14 protein-coding genes are annotated in these 15,719 nt (G+C 36.6%); all 14 read left to right on the top strand.

Annotated features, from left to right (window positions below; genetic code table 11):
* Positions 1–23 precede the first annotated feature (23 nt).
* Positions 24–1,349, top strand: coding sequence for an MFS transporter (locus tag J4N46_RS07325; RefSeq protein WP_208058771.1), 1,326 nt, complete (start codon positions 24–26; stop codon positions 1,347–1,349).
* A 152-nt stretch (positions 1,350–1,501) separates the two neighbouring features.
* Positions 1,502–2,557, top strand: a complete 1,056-nt coding sequence (locus J4N46_RS07330) for an MFS transporter (protein ID WP_208058772.1) — start codon at positions 1,502–1,504, stop codon at positions 2,555–2,557.
* Between the two features lie 68 nt (positions 2,558–2,625).
* Positions 2,626–4,890, top strand: a complete 2,265-nt coding sequence (locus tag J4N46_RS07335) for a molybdopterin oxidoreductase family protein (RefSeq protein WP_208058773.1) — start codon at positions 2,626–2,628, stop codon at positions 4,888–4,890.
* Positions 4,891–4,950: 60 nt separating this feature from the next.
* Positions 4,951–5,526: a 4Fe-4S dicluster domain-containing protein gene (locus tag J4N46_RS07340; RefSeq protein ID WP_009416309.1), complete on the top strand. Its 576-nt coding sequence runs from the start codon at positions 4,951–4,953 to the stop codon at positions 5,524–5,526.
* 31 nt (positions 5,527–5,557) lie between these two features.
* The gene (locus tag J4N46_RS07345; protein ID WP_208058774.1) at positions 5,558–6,088 is read left to right on the top strand and encodes a QcrA and Rieske domain-containing protein; all 531 of its coding nucleotides are present in this window, start codon (positions 5,558–5,560) and stop codon (positions 6,086–6,088) included.
* Positions 6,089–6,104: 16 nt separating this feature from the next.
* Entirely contained in the window at positions 6,105–6,404 is a 300-nt protein-coding gene (locus tag J4N46_RS07350) for a hypothetical protein (RefSeq protein ID WP_009416307.1), read from the top strand.
* On the top strand, positions 6,394–7,386 hold the full coding sequence (gene moaA, locus J4N46_RS07355; RefSeq protein ID WP_208058775.1) for a GTP 3',8-cyclase MoaA: 993 nt from the start codon (positions 6,394–6,396) through the stop codon (positions 7,384–7,386). Before J4N46_RS07350 ends, moaA begins: the two co-directional genes overlap by 11 nt.
* Positions 7,387–7,548: 162 nt before the next feature.
* The gene (locus J4N46_RS07360) at positions 7,549–8,706 is read left to right on the top strand and encodes a porin (RefSeq protein ID WP_208058776.1); all 1,158 of its coding nucleotides are present in this window, start codon (positions 7,549–7,551) and stop codon (positions 8,704–8,706) included.
* 26 nt (positions 8,707–8,732) lie between these two features.
* The gene (gene modA / locus J4N46_RS07365; protein ID WP_208058777.1) at positions 8,733–9,491 is read left to right on the top strand and encodes a molybdate ABC transporter substrate-binding protein; all 759 of its coding nucleotides are present in this window, start codon (positions 8,733–8,735) and stop codon (positions 9,489–9,491) included.
* A complete protein-coding gene (gene modB, locus J4N46_RS07370; RefSeq protein WP_009416303.1) occupies positions 9,491–10,165 on the top strand; it encodes a molybdate ABC transporter permease subunit in 675 nt (224 codons plus the stop codon). The genes modA and modB overlap by 1 nt, the downstream gene beginning before the upstream one ends.
* 11 nt (positions 10,166–10,176) lie before the next feature.
* Positions 10,177–10,812, top strand: coding sequence for an ATP-binding cassette domain-containing protein (locus J4N46_RS07375; RefSeq protein WP_208058778.1), 636 nt, complete (start codon positions 10,177–10,179; stop codon positions 10,810–10,812).
* Positions 10,813–10,899: 87 nt separating this feature from the next.
* A complete protein-coding gene (gene nirK, locus J4N46_RS07380) occupies positions 10,900–12,336 on the top strand; it encodes a copper-containing nitrite reductase (protein WP_208058779.1) in 1,437 nt (478 codons plus the stop codon).
* Positions 12,337–12,425: 89 nt separating this feature from the next.
* Positions 12,426–14,045: an ABC-F family ATP-binding cassette domain-containing protein gene (locus tag J4N46_RS07385; RefSeq protein WP_208058780.1), complete on the top strand. Its 1,620-nt coding sequence runs from the start codon at positions 12,426–12,428 to the stop codon at positions 14,043–14,045.
* A gap of 90 nt (positions 14,046–14,135) precedes the next feature.
* Positions 14,136–15,173 (top strand): hypothetical protein, encoded by a 1,038-nt coding sequence (locus tag J4N46_RS07390; RefSeq protein WP_208058781.1) that lies wholly within the window; start codon positions 14,136–14,138, stop codon positions 15,171–15,173.
* Positions 15,174–15,719 lie beyond the last annotated feature (546 nt).

The following is a 15,719-nucleotide window of genomic DNA, read 5'->3' on the forward strand; positions in this document are numbered from 1 at the left end:
AAATAATTAATAATTGATTACAAATGAGTAAATGGTTAGAAAAATGGGAGCCTGAAAACGAAGAGTTTTGGCATTCTACAGGTAAAAAAATAGCAAATAATACGCTTACGATTACGACAATAGCACTTACACTTTCATTTGCGTGCTGGTTTTTGTATAGTGCAGTGGTTATTAAATTGCCTCAAATAGGTTTTAATTTTAATGAAGACCAATTGTTTTGGTTGGCTGCTATGCCAGGTTTGGCAGGTGGGCTTTTGCGTATATTGAATACTTTTTTGATTCCTATTTTTGGGACACAAAAGGTAGTATCTATTAGTGCTCTATTGAAGATTATTCCGTTGTTGATGCTTGGATTTGCGGTAATGGATCCTTCATCATCTTATGGATATTTTATGGTGATAGGTTTCTTGCTTGGTATTGGTGGTGGTGATTTCTCATCATATATGCCTTCTACATCATTGTTTTTCCCTAAACGTTTGTCGGGGACGGCTTTGGGTATTCAAGCAGGGGTAGGTAACTTTGGGGTGAGTTTGGTACAATTGCTTTCGCCTATTGTTATTAGTTTGAGTATTTTTTCTTTTATGGGCGGAGGCGAGATTGTAGCGCAAGCTGGTAAAACTATCTACTTAGAGAATGTGGCTTTTATTTATGTATTACCACTTTTCTTGGTGGGTATTTGGGCGTGGTTTTCACTGAAGAGTATTCCTGTAAAAGCGTCTTTTAAAGAGCAATTGGATATTTTTAGTGATAAACACACTTGGTACTGCACGATTACTTATATTATGACTTTTGGTATTTTTGCGGGTCTTTCAGCTTCTTTTCCGTTGCTGATTAGAGGTTTGTACAGTAAGCTTGATAGTAGTATCGACCCATTGCATTACGCTTTCTTGGGGCCGATGATAAGTTCAGGAATGCGAGTGCTTTTTGGTAAAGTAGCTGATAAATTTGGAGGTGCTATTCTTACACATATTACAGGTATTGCAATGACAATACTATTTGCAGTACTTATATTAGGAGGTTATTTGACACCTACTTCGGCGGATCAATTTCCAATGTTCCTTGCTATAATGTTGACTATATTCTTCTTTACAGGGGTTGGTAATGCAGCAACCTTTAAGCAATATCCTACGATTTTTGCGGCTTCGCCTCGTAAGTCGGCAGGAGTAATAGGTTGGACAGCTGCAGTGGCTGCTTTTGGGCCTTTTATATTTAGTGTTCTTATCAGTCAATCAAACCAACTTACAGGTAATTCTAATGCATTCTTTTGGAGTGTATTTGCATTATGTATAGTTGCTACTTGGATAAATTGGTACTTCTATACACGCAAAGGATGTGAACGCCCAAGCTAGTAAAAAATTAGAAAGAAACTAATCAAGGCATAAAAGCCTTATATTTCAATAGGTTTAAGAAAATAAGTGAATTACGAAACGTTCTAAATTACATTAAGAACTTTTGTAATTCACTTTTTAGTTGTAAATTTGCAGCGAGTAAAACAAATATTATGTTCAGAATTTTCACCAGAATAAACAAGAAAGCATTTCGTAATGCAGTTATAGCCACTTTGGGGGTTATAGCTATTACTGTGATAGGTTCTGTAAATCTGCAGAACTATGATGCTGCACTGATGATTTACTTTTTTGGTACCATCAGTATGACTTTTGGTATAGCCTATCGACACACGATGTGGCTACAACGCCCACCTACCAAAAAGTATTGGCAACGTACTTGGCAATTGTTACGCAGCAAGGATTATTGGAACCAATTGAAGGACTACGGGCGATTAACATTTAAAAATCTTTTACTTCAGAAGTTTTTAATGCCACGTAGTAAGATGCGTTGGCTAGGGCACTTTTTGCTCTCTGTAGGTTGCTTAATATCTTTTGGGGTAACCTTTGGGCTTACTTTTGGATGGATGCACTTTACTTTGGTTCCTGGTACTACGGATACTTATGAAACTCATATGATGGGATTCAATGTGATGGAATTTAAATTAGGTACTATTGTAGCATTATTTTTATTTCATATACTTGTATGGACAGCTATAATGGTAATCATAGGTAGTGCAATAATGATGCACAGACGAATGATAGACGAGGGACAGTTGGCAACCCAATGGTTTGAACGCGACTGGATTCCACTAATATTACTTATTGTAGTTTCGGTAACAGGATTGGGTATTTGGTTTGACTATTCATTTTTGGAAGGTAAAATGAGTCAGTTTATGGCTATTACGCACGCTATAGCAGTAGCGATGTTCCTTATGTGGATACCTTTTGGTAAATTCTTCCATATCTTTCAACGCCCTGCCCAAATAGGAGCAAATGTATATCGTATACAAGGTGCTAAAGAAGGAATGCAAGTGTGCCCACACACAGAAGAGGAATATGCTACTAAAATGCAAATTAATGACCTTAAGGAGGTAACCAAAGAGCTTGGTTTTAAACTTGAAAATAGTGAAGGAATGAGCTATTTGGAGTACAGTCCTGAAGGGAAACGCTGTATGCTTGCTAAAGCACACTTAAAGGCAAGACAAGCGGATGGACGTTACTTTGGTTAATAAAAAAAATTTTACTTAAAGTAACTTAATAATATATTCAACAACTAAAAAAGATAACTCGTAATATTATGGCAACGTTACCCGTACCCGTAGATGAGATTATAGCAAAGTGGGGGCCGCATAAGCACTATATGACAAAAGAAACTGCTAAAGCGCGTGCTTCACAGACACCAGATGAACTAGTGAAAACCCACTGCTGCTTTTGTGGTTTGCAGTGTGGTATCAAACTGAAAATAAAGAATAAGAAAGTAGTAGGTTTTGAACCTTGGCGTGAGTTTCCTTTCAATGAAGGTCGTTTGTGCCCTAAAGGAGTACAACGTTATATGCAAGATAACCACCCAGACCGCCTATTACAACCTATTAAACGTGTAGAAGGTGTAGGCTTTGTGCCTATAGAATGGGAAGAAGCCTACAGCACTGTAGTAAGCGAAATTAAACGCATACAAGAGACTTATGGTAGAAATGCCTTTGCAATGCTTTCGGGCGTATCACTTTCTACTGAAAAGAGTTACTTGGTAGGTAAATTTGCTCGCGTAGCACTAAAAACTGCTAACTTAGACTATAACGGTAGGTTATGTATGGTGAGCGCTGGTGCTGGTAATAAGAAAGCATTTGGTATGGATAGGTCGTCTAACTCGTGGGCTGATTTGGCTCACGCTGAAGTGATTATCATTACAGGAGCTAACGTATCGGAATGTTTTCCTGTGCTTACCTATAGAGTTTGGGAAGCACGTGATAATGGTGCAAAACTGATTGTAATTGACCCACGTGTAACCCCTATAGCACGTACTGCCGATATTCACTTGCCTATGCGCTCAGGAACTGATACGGCACTAATGAGTACTATGCTAAAGGTGCTTATTGATAATGATTGGCTTGATCACGACTTTATAAATAACTATACTTCGGGCTGGGAAGAAACTGCCAAAGAAGTGGAACACTGCACCCTTGAATGGGGTGAGAAAATCACAGGTGTACCTAAAGAACTGATTTATAAAGCTGCCGAAATGTGGGGCAAGGCTAAAACATCGTTCTTGATGCACGCTCGTGGTATAGAACAACACCGCAAAGGAGTGATGAACGTACTGAGCTGTATCAACTTGGTGTTGGCTACAGGACGTATAGGAAAACCTTACTGCGGTTATGGTACTATTACCGGACAAGGTAACGGACAAGGAGGACGTGAACACGGACATAAATGCGACCAGCTACCTGGTAACCGTGATATAGAAAACCCAGAACACCGTAAAATAGTAGCTGATTTTTGGGGTATTACAGAAGAAGAGCTACCAAGAAAAGGACTAAGTGCCTATGAAATTATTGACGCTATCAATAAAGGGGAAATAAAAGGTTTGCTCTCTATCTGCTTTAATCCTATAGTTTCATTGCCTAATAACAAATATGTAAAAAGTGCTTTAGAAAAATTGGAGTTTTATGCAGGTATAGATTTCTTCTTATCTGAAACGCTACGTCACGCAAATATTGTATTGGCAGGGTCGCTACAAGAAGAAGAAGAAGGTACAACAACAACTTCGGAAGGGCGAGTAGTGCGTATTTCGGGGGCTGTAAATCCTCCAGGGAAAGCAAAAAGCGATATAGAAATCCTTAAAGAATTGGCAAAACGTCTTGGGCAAGAGGATAAATTTACCTACTCTTGCAGTGAGGATATTTTTAACGAAATTCGTCATATATCTAAGGGTTCATATGCTGATTATTACGGTATTACTTACGAAAAAGTAGAAAAGAATATGGGAGTATTTTGGCCTTGTCCAAGTTTGGATCACCCAGGAACCCCACGCCTATGGGAAGATAGGAAATTCAAAACGAATGACGGCAAAGCACACTTTAACCCAACCCCTTATATTCCACCAGTAGAAGAACCAGATGAAGATTATCCTATAGTGCTCACTACAGGACGTGTGGTAAGCCAATACTTGAGTGGTACACAAACAAGGCGTATTGGAAAGCTTATAGATATATATCCAGAACCTTTGATGGAAATACACCCAGAGTTGGCAGCCAAATACGGTATAAAAGAAGGTGATTTGGTGCGTGTTATTACTCGTCGCAATAATGCAGTATTTCCTGCTAATGTGGTAGAGACCATACGTAAAGACTCTATATTTATTCCTTATCACTGGGGTGGTGTAAATGCGGCAAACCAATTGACAGTAGGTTTGGATGGTCTTGACCCTATATCAAAAATGCCTGAATTTAAGGTATGTGCTTGTAAAATAGAAAAAACAGGCGAGAGAAAGGCAAAAGATTCGGCAGAGTACGCTTACAGAAGCCGTGATGTATTGTACAAAGATGGTGATACTGTAGTGGAATAACTAGTATTACTGATACTAACAACAAAATTACTAAGAGTAAAATAAAAAGAGTAAAACAAAATGGCAGAACAATTTGAGAAATTCAATGATATGGAGTTTTTCTTGGATATGCAGCGCTGTATAGGCTGTCACTCATGCGAGATGGCGTGTGCAGAGTGTGAAACCAACGGAGAAACGACAATGATTCATATTCACTATATAGACAGACGGGAGACTGTACAAACTACTGTACAAGTGTGTATGCACTGTGATGATCCTATTTGTGCGAATGTGTGTCCTGCAGATGCTATAGTGAAAGACGAATATGGTATTGTACATTCAGCAGATGTATCTAAATGTATAGGTTGTGCAAACTGTGTGCTTAGCTGCCCATTTGGGGTGCCTAAAATACCAGACCAAAATGCACTATTGATGCAAAAATGTAATATGTGCTACGACCGTACAAGCGTAGGGTTAAAGCCTATGTGTGCTACTGTTTGCCCAAGTGGAGCTTTGACTTTTGATACAAAAGAAAATGTGGCTAAAAAACGACCTAATAGTACACCTATTAAGAAGTTTATATTTGGCGAAGAGGTAGTTACTACTAAAGTAAACCTGATGATGCCAAAAGGTAGCGAAGAGATAAAGGTATTTTAAAAGCTAAAAACACTAAAAAGACTAACAACAAATGGCAGACAGATATAAAGATATTCCTGATTGGAAAGCAGATTTTCCAATTAAAAGGACAGAGGCAGGTTATGTAGCAAGGCGTGATTTTTTGAAAGTGATTACACTTTTTTCGGGAATTATGGCTGTAGCTAACGTTTTTATACCGGTTTTTAATTTTTTTCATAAAAGAAAAACAATTAAAGATTACTTTGTGTGCAATGTTTCGGACATAAAGATAGGTACGCAAAAAACGTTTTATGTGGATGGAGATCATCGTAATCCTTATATGCTCATAAGGATGGGTGAGAATGATTGGCGCGTATATGAGCAAAAATGTACGCACTTATCTTGTGCTGTGATTTACGATCACGAACATCAGATGATAGAGTGTCCTTGTCATCACGGTTTTTTTGATGCTAAGGATGGGAAGGTGTTACAAGGACCACCACCACGCCCATTACCACGATTGAATGTGATTGTGAAAGACGACAAAATATACGTGGAAGACTATACTTATGAAAAGCAAATTAATCATAAGGCACACTCATAATTAAAAAAATGGAATTATGGCAATAAGAAAAAAACCACTTCAGAAAGTAACCTCACGTATCAATGATATGTTGGGATTTATTATAGCGATCTATATAATGTTTACAGGTATGCAAATGTGGCTACTATTTGGTACTATCAATAAGGCATTGTACTTGTATAATACGGAAATTGATGTACAAAATTTTGCTACATGGTCGGCTATAGGTTCAGTAGTCATTTTTGGCTGCTTGTTATTCTTTCTTCGTTATATCCCGATGATTAAAACAGGTAAGATTTTGAAAGGAGACGAAAAAGAAGAAGAATATGAGTACTAATTTAATCGATTCATTCGGACGAAAACATACATATTTGCGGCTATCTATTACAGATAGCTGCAATTTTCGTTGTTTATATTGTATGCCAGATGAACCTTTTGGCAGTACCCCTAATGCCAAATTGATGAATAGTGATGAAATCTTTGGCATCTCGAAGGTATTTGTAGATAATTACGGTATTGAGAAAATACGTATTACGGGGGGAGAACCTTTAGTAAGACACGATTTTGCTGAGATTATTAAGAAATTGGCTACACTTGATGTGTCGTTGGGCGTGACGAGCAATGGGGTATTGTTAGACAAATATTTCACGTTATTTAAAGATAATGGGGTTCAGAATTTGAATATCAGTATAGACTCATTGGATAATGAGCGTTTTAAACAAATTACTAAACGCGACTTGCTACCCAAAGTATGGGAAAATATACAACGCAGTATAGATGAAGGATTTAAGGTGAAACTAAACGCTGTGATAATGCGAGGCGTGAATGATGATGAGCTATTGCAATTGGTAGGCTTATCGCACAGCTATCCTATTGAGATGCGTTTTATTGAATTTATGCCTTTTTACGGTAATGCGTGGGAACGTAACAAAGTAATTTCTATAAATGAGATGCTTTTGGAGATTCAGAAATCATATAGCTGCATAAAACTTAATGACGAAAAACACGATACCTCGCGAAAATATAAATTGAGCGAAGAGAGTAGGGGAATTTTTGGGTTTATATCTACAATGAGTAATGCTTTTTGCGGGGGGTGTAACCGTATACGACTCACTTCGGATGGGAAGATGAAAAATTGTCTTTTTGGAGCTGAAGAGTTTGACTTGTTATCTCTGTACCGAAAAGGAGAAGATTTGACAGCTCTTATAAAAGAAGGTATATGGCGAAAACATAAAGAAAAAGGAGGACAGTTCTCTGAAATGAATACTGTTGATAATAATAAATTGGTAAATAGGAGTATGATAAAAATAGGAGGGTAAAAAAATTAAAACTTTTTTAAGAAAATGTTTTGTATGTTATTTTTTTTTAATAATTTTGCACCCAATTTTAGAGAATTATTTAGAGGCACATAAGTAGCCTTTTTTTAGGCTTATCGTGTAGTAATAATTATCATAACGAAATTTATTAATAATTCAATTTATATGAATAAACATTTTTTATTATTAGCTGGAGGAGTATTAGGGCTCTTCTCTACTGCTTCGGCGCAAGTTTCATTTACAAGTGGTGATATAAAAGCAACTATAGGGATGCGTTTTATGGCTGATGCTGCTTATTACGTAGATGATGTTACACCACTAACTTCAGGTACAAAAATTACTGAAGCACGTGCTCGTTTTGGTTTTAAGACAGGCAACTGGGATGCGTATGCAGATTTTGATTTTGCAGCGCCTTCAGGAGCTAATCGCACACGTGACCTTTGGGTACGTTACACTCATAAAAATGAAGAGGGGGTGTACAAAGCTACTCGTTTTGGCTACCAATGGGAACCTTTTGGAATGACAACCAATACAGGACGTATGGCGTATCACTTTATACAACGTCCTAATTTTCACAATACATTGGGTGGGGCACGTCTTTTAGGTGTTACTTACTACTATGTAAATCCTAAATTTTTCACTCACACAGGTATATTTAGTGAGCGTCCTTATAACGACCAAGCTTCAGGAGATTCTGGTGTTGTTTTATCAGGACGTTACCTTTTCAAAGCAATAGCTAATGAGACAAGCACTTTCCAATTTGGTACTAGCCAACGATTTGCTTACATCAGAACTTATCCTACATTGACCATTAGCAGTCCGCTAGAAACTAACATAAATCCAAAAGCTGCAGCTTTGGGTGCAGAAATGACAATAGAAAACCCTAGAAGTAGTTATCGTTTTGGGGTAGAAAGTATGTTCCATAACGAAAACTTCTTTGTTCGTGGTGAATATATGAAAACTTTTGTAAATAAAAAGACTTCGGGTACAGGTACTTATCAAGCAGGATACGTAGAAGCAGGATATGCCTTTAACGGAGCTACTTATAAGTATGATGCACAAAAAGCTGTACTAAAAGGGCTTAGCAAAGCAGGTAACTGGGAAGCAGTAGCACGAGCAAGCTGGGCAGACCTTTACAATGGTGAAAACATAGCAGGTGTAAAAAAAGGAGTGCAAATGCGCAGCTATACTTTAGGAGCTAACTATGTAGTGAATAAACACGCTCAACTAATGCTTTCATATACACACACTAATCTTACTAGTAAAGTTAAAAACGACAAAAACATAGGTATACTACAAGGGCGTGTAATGATTAACTTTTAAAAAAACTGAAAAATAACGATTATCATATGAGAAAAATATTTAAATTTGTGCTTGTTGTAGCTTTAATGCTTACAAGTGGTTTCAGCTTTGCAGCAGATAAAATAACAATTGCTGCTGCGGCTAACTTACGTTATGTATTGGAAGAACTAAAACAACAATACCTTAAAGAAAATAAGGGTGCAGAAATAGAGATAGTATTTGGAGCTTCGGGAACGCTTACACAACAAATTGTGAATGGAGCTAATTTTGACCTTTTCTTGGCTGCTAATACTAAATTTCCTGAAGAAGTGATTGCTAAAGGTTTTGGTGAAGGTAGCTCAGTAGTATACTGCTATGGCAAAGTAGCTTTGTGGAGTATGAGTATTGATGTGAAAAAAGGCATAAAAGCTACCCTATCTAACCCTAAAGTGAATCGTATAGCTGTTGCTAATCCTAAATTGGCACCTTATGGTAAAAATGCAGTAGAAACACTTCAAAGATTGGGCTTATATGAGACAGTAGAGCCTAAAATTGTATGGGGTGAGAACATCAACCAAACAGCACAGTTTGTATCGACAGGGAATGCACAAGTGGGATTTGTAGCACTTTCAACTATTTTGGCACCTGAAATGAAAGGTAAACAAGGTAAGTACTACGTTTTGAAAAATGAAGAATGCCAACCTATAGCTCAGGCAGGCGTGGTAATAAAAGGTAAGAATACGGCTGCCGCTGATAAGTTTTTTAAATATATTACTAGTAGCAAGGCTACCGCTATTTGGAAAAAACACGGATATGAAGTAAAATAATGGAAAGTTTCGTAAATACCTTATTACTTACAGGCAAGATGGCAGTAATTACAACTGCCGTCTTGTTTGTATTAAGTTTGCCAATAGCCTATTGGTTGGCTTACTCAAAATTTAAGCTAAAAGTAATTTTTGAAGCCTTATTGTGTATGCCAATGGTACTTCCTCCAACAGTAATGGGATACTACTTTTTGTTGCTTATCAGTCCGACACGCGGTTTTGGTGCATTTTTGAGTGAACATTTTGATATACAATTAGCTTTTACTTTTGAGGGAGTAGTATTGGTGAGTATTATAGCAAATTTGCCTTTTATGATTCAGCCGTTACAAAACGGTTTTATGGCGTTGCCCAAGAGTTTTAGAGAGGCGGCTTACACTTTGGGAAAGAGCCGATGGACGACCTTTTGGCGTGTGTTGTTGCCTAATATCAAACCATCTGTAATTACAGGAATTGCACTTACTTTTGCCCATTGTATAGGTGAATTTGGCGTTGTACTGATGATAGGAGGAAGCATTCCTAACGAGACAAGAGTGGCATCAATTGAACTATATGACCAAGTGCAGGCTTTGAATTACGATCTTGCTAACCAATATGCTTTTATACTTTTTGCTATTTCGTTTCTTATTCTGCTAATTATTTTCAGTGTAAATAAAAAAAATAAAATTCTTAATTCATAAAATCTTTTTTGATGATTATAAAACTATCACATACTATTTTTACATCGGAAGGTGAGCGCAAATTGGAAGTAAATGAAACAGTTGCTGATGGAGCCTTGGTGTGTTTGTATGGTCCTTCTGGCATTGGAAAAACTACTCTTTTTAGGGTAATAGCAGGACTTATCACTCCTGAACGAGCTTACATAAACGCAAATGATAAGGTTTTTATCGATACTCAACAGCGTATTAATTTGCCTCCACAACAGCGTAATGTGGCTTTTATGTTTCAGGATTATGCTTTGTTTCCTAATATGACGGTGTGGGGCAATATTGCTTTTGCTCAAAAGGAAAAAGATGATGCATACATACAACAATTGCTAAAAGCCTTTGATATGGAGCAACTTAAAAATAGAAAAGTAACTCAACTTTCTGGAGGACAGCAACAAAGGGTAGCTTTGGCACGTACTTTGGCACAAAAAGCTCCTATTATATTGCTTGATGAGCCACTATCATCGGTAGATGCTACAATGAAAAATGTGATGAAAGAGGTAATTTTAAAACATCAGGAGGCAACGAAAGCTACAGTATTTATTATAAGTCATACCCCCGAAGATTTTAGAGAAGAAGCCACTCAAATCATCAATGTAACAGGAGCTTTATATACCTAAAAAAGAATTAAGATAAAATTATCATCTTATTATTGTGCTTATTATATTTTTTTGTACTTTTGTACCAACTAAAAACGACTACCTAAGATGAAAAAGCACATTACAAAACTCTTTTCTTTTGCTTTATTTACTTCATTTATAGCTACTTCTTGTAGCAACAACAGTACTTCTATCCCTGCTACTGATATTGTAGTAGAAGGTGAAATGGAAGCAGAACTTACTTCACCTCCTAAAGTTCCTGCACCTATAGGCAATCGTAAAGCAACGCGTCTTTACGTAACCTTAGATATTATTGAAAAAGAAGGCGAAATAGTAGACGGTACTAAATATTTATTTTGGACATTTGGAGGGACAGTACCTGGTAGCTTTATACGAGCTCGTGTGGGTGATGAAGTAGTTTTTACGCTTAAAAATCATCCTGATAATAAACTGCCACATAATATTGATTTGCACGCTGTTACAGGAACAGGGGGCGGTGCAGCAGTATCATTGGTAGCTCCTGGACAACAACGTACTTTTACTTTCAAATGTCTTAATCCTGGATTATTTGTTTATCATTGCGCTCAGTCGCCTGTGCCATTGCATATTGCCAATGGTATGTACGGGCTTATACTAGTAGAACCCGAAGGAGGGTTACCCCCTGTAGATAGGGAATATTACGTAATGCAAGGTGATTTCTATACTGTTGAAGGGCATGGTGCTGGAGGTACTCAGGCATTTAGCCAAGAAAAAGCTTTGGCAGAAACTCCAGATTATGTAGTTTTTAATGGTAAAGTAGGAGCACTTACTAATGAAAGAGCTTTGGTAGCCAACCCAGGTGAAACAGTGAGACTTTTTGTAGGGAATGGGGGTCCTAATTTGGTGTCATCATTCCACGTGATAGGTGAGATTTTTGACAGAGTGCGGGTAGAAGGCGGTTCGCTCATCAATGAAAATGTACAAACTACAATGATACCTGCGGGAGGAGCTGCTATTGTTGAATTTAAGGTGGAAGTGCCTGGTGTATATGTGCTTGTAGATCATTCTATTTTTAGAGCTTTCAACAAAGGTGCTTTAGGATTATTAGTAGCACAAGGAATGGAAAACCCTACTATTTTTGGAGGAGAAGCACCTAAACCTTATCAAGCTACTGATGTGAAAGTACAAAAGACAGAACCTAACACCCCACAAACTGCTAAAAATAAAACTTTAGCAGAACAATTAGAAGACGGACAGAAAGTATATCGCCGAACTTGTGTAGCTTGTCATCAGGTACAAGGACAAGGACTTACGGGAGCTTATCCGCCTCTTGCCAAAGCCGATTACCTAAATGCCAATGTGAATAGAGCTATAGAATTTGTAGTAAAAGGGCATTCTGGAGGGATTACCGTAAATGGACAAAGCTACAATGGTGTAATGCCACCACAACAACTTAATGATGAACAAATAGCCGATGTACTTACCTATGTGTATAACAATTGGGACAACAATAAAACAATCGTAACGCAAGAACAAGTACGGAAGGTAAAGTCTCAGAAAAAATAAACTAACTATCAAAAAAATATACGGAATATTACAAAATATTTCGTATATTTGCATTTTAAACGTTAATCATTAAACATTCATTATTAATAATGTTATCAGTATCCAATTTATCCGTACAATTCGGCAAGCGCGTTCTCTTTGATGAGGTGAACGTAACCTTTACACAAGGCAACTGCTACGGCATCATCGGTGCCAATGGAGCAGGCAAATCTACTTTCCTTAAAATCCTTTCAGGCAAGCAAGAGCCTACTTCGGGGCGTGTCATCCTCGAACCAGGCAAACGTATGTCGGTACTTGAGCAAGACCACTACGCTTATGACGATTACACTGTACTCGACACTGTGATTATGGGTAACAAAGTCCTTTCTAAAATTAAGAAAGAGATGGATGACCTCTATGCTGACTACTCTGATGAGCACGCTGAGCGTATTGGTGAGCTACAAATGCAGTTTGATGAGATGAATGGCTGGAATGCCGAAAGTGATGCTGCCGCTTTGCTCTCTAACTTGGGTATTGCTGAGGATATGCATTACACTATGATGTCGGAAATGGACGGCAAACTCAAAGTGCGTGTGCTTCTTGCGCAAGCTCTCTTTGGCAACCCTGATGTACTTATAATGGACGAGCCTACCAACGACCTCGACTTTGAGACTATAGGTTGGCTAGAGAACTTTTTGGCAAACTATGACAATACGGTGATTGTAGTGTCTCACGACCGTCACTTCCTTGATGCTGTTTGTACTCATATCTCGGATATTGACTTTGGAAAAATCAACCATTATTCGGGTAATTATACTTTTTGGTACGAAAGTAGTCAGTTGGCAGCCCGTCAGCGTGCGCAACAGAACAAAAAGGCAGAAGAGAAAGCCAAAGAGTTGCAGGAATTTATTGCGCGCTTTAGTGCTAACGTGGCAAAATCAAAACAAGCGACCTCTCGTAAGAAGATGTTGGAAAAGCTTAATATTGAGGAAATTAAACCGTCTTCTCGCCGTTACCCTGCTATCATCTTTGACCGCGACCGCGAGGCAGGTGACCAAATTCTACACGTGGAAAACCTCGCTGCGTCTATTGACGGACAAATATTGTTTAAGAATGTGGATATTAACCTTGCCAAAGACGATAAAGTAGCTGTGATTTCTAAGGATTCTCGTGCCACCACTGCATTTTATGAGATTCTGAACAACAACCTTAAGCCCGATGCGGGTACTTTTGCGTGGGGTATCACCACCTCACAATCTTATCTGCCGGTGGATAACTCCGATTTCTTCACCCAAGACCTTTCGTTGGTGGATTGGTTGCGCCAATGGGCAAAAACAGAGGAAGAGCGCGAGGAAGTATACGTGCGTGGGTTCTTGGGCAAGATGCTTTTCAGTGGCGAGGAAGCCCTCAAAAACTGCAAAGTGCTTTCAGGAGGCGAGAAAGTGCGCTGTATGCTTAGCCGTATGATGATGTTGCGCGCTAATGTGCTAATGCTGAACGAACCTACTAACCACTTAGATTTGGAGAGCATCACTGCCTTTAACAACTCATTGAAAAACTTCAAAGGCACTGTGCTTTTCACCACTCACGACCACGAATTTTCGCAAACTGTTGCTAATCGTATCATCGAGCTTACCCCTAGTGGCATTATTGACCGCTATATGACCTTTGATGAGTATATGGACGACAAGAATATTCAGGAATTGAGGGAAAAGATGTACCGAGGATAGTGACTAATAGCACTTTGGCAAAGGTCATTTGATTAAAATGAGCTTTGCCAGAGTGTTTTAAGAATCTTTTTAGAAAAACAAATTGTAATTATGGCTAAAAATCCTAAGATAGAGTTTTTTATTATAAACATAAACTCTTACAAGAAAGAAAAACCTACATTTAGAGACTTATTTACTGAGCTATATAGTATTAAAAAAAGTAAGAATACGAGAGATAATATAGACAATAGTATCTTAATGAATACTTTCTTACAATATATTTTTGATAAAATCAGTGGTAAGTATAAGGTTGATAATGAAAAGAAGAAAGCTTTTTATATTGAGAAAGAAAAAAAGAAGAATTTAAATAAAAATATTAAGTTTCTATCTGAAAAACATATTATTCATGGACTAATTAAAGGAGGAGAATATGATACTGGAAAAGAAGAAGGAGATTTGAAAAATCCTGATAAGAAAAACAAACTTTCAAATACATCTGTACTTTTAGATGATTTTTACTTTTTACTTTTTACTCCTTTAGATAAGAGTAAAGGTATTCTTATTTTACAAAATTATACGTCAGATCAAATTTCGGATGTTTTCTTACCTTTTATTCGGGACTTATTCAAAATTGATAACTTATCTTTGAAAGCTATTCTTAAATCTTTTATGCCGATTGAAATGCAAAAAGAAATCAAAAAGAATGGTATAATTGAAAAGTTTACTTTTTCTAATGAATATTTAATAGATGATTTAGATAGAGATACACATTCCTCCGAAAACTTTATAATTGAGGTAAATATACTTTCTAAGAGTAAAAATATAAATCTTCTTTCTCTATCTTTTTGGAAGAAAAAAATTAAAGATTTTAAAATAATAAATTCTAAAGGAGAAGCACGATCTTTAGATACATTCAATAAACAATATGGTTATATAAGGAAAGGAGGAAGTACCTTATCTACTCCTACTCGATTTGTTTTAGATGATGATTCAATAAAAATAAAACCTACTATATTTTTACAGAATTATATAAGATTAGAAGAAAACTATACTCCAATATGGAAAGATTTGGAAGATTTTGCATTAAAAACATTGGAAGAAATTGTAATACCTGAAGTATATCCTGAAGATTTTATAGATGAAGATTAGAAAGAATATAATCCTAATTTTGAAAGAAAGTTTTAAATGGCGAAATAGAAACCTATTAGAAAAAGAAAACAATAATCCTCTAGAATTAACTTTCAAAAATATTTTTAAGTCAAATGTTTACTATATAATATTTGCTATTATTATTTCTCTTTTTGTAAAGAACTTATTCAAGGATGAAAAAATAAGTACTTTTCTTATAACTCTGTTTTCTATTCTGATTTGTTTTATAGTCCCAGCATTGACTTTAATATTTGATAAATTCTTAGGAAAAATATTGAAAATAAAGAAAATAGAATTAGTAATAAAGATGAGTTTATTAGAACTAAAAATTTTAGTAGAAAGTTTATTTTTATTCTATTAGAATCATTATTAATATGTTTTACTCTAATTGTTCTACTATTACTTATAGTAATGTTTAATGATTTTTTTATAATTGATATAATGAAATATAGATTTGTAACAATTAGTAAGAATAGTATTTTAATAGGAGTAAAGAATTTCTTTATAATCACATTTAAAATTATAATAATAACTTTAGTTATTCGC

Source organism: Capnocytophaga bilenii (assembly GCF_017565765.1).
Taxonomy (GTDB): Bacteria; Bacteroidota; Bacteroidia; order Flavobacteriales; family Flavobacteriaceae; genus Capnocytophaga; species Capnocytophaga bilenii.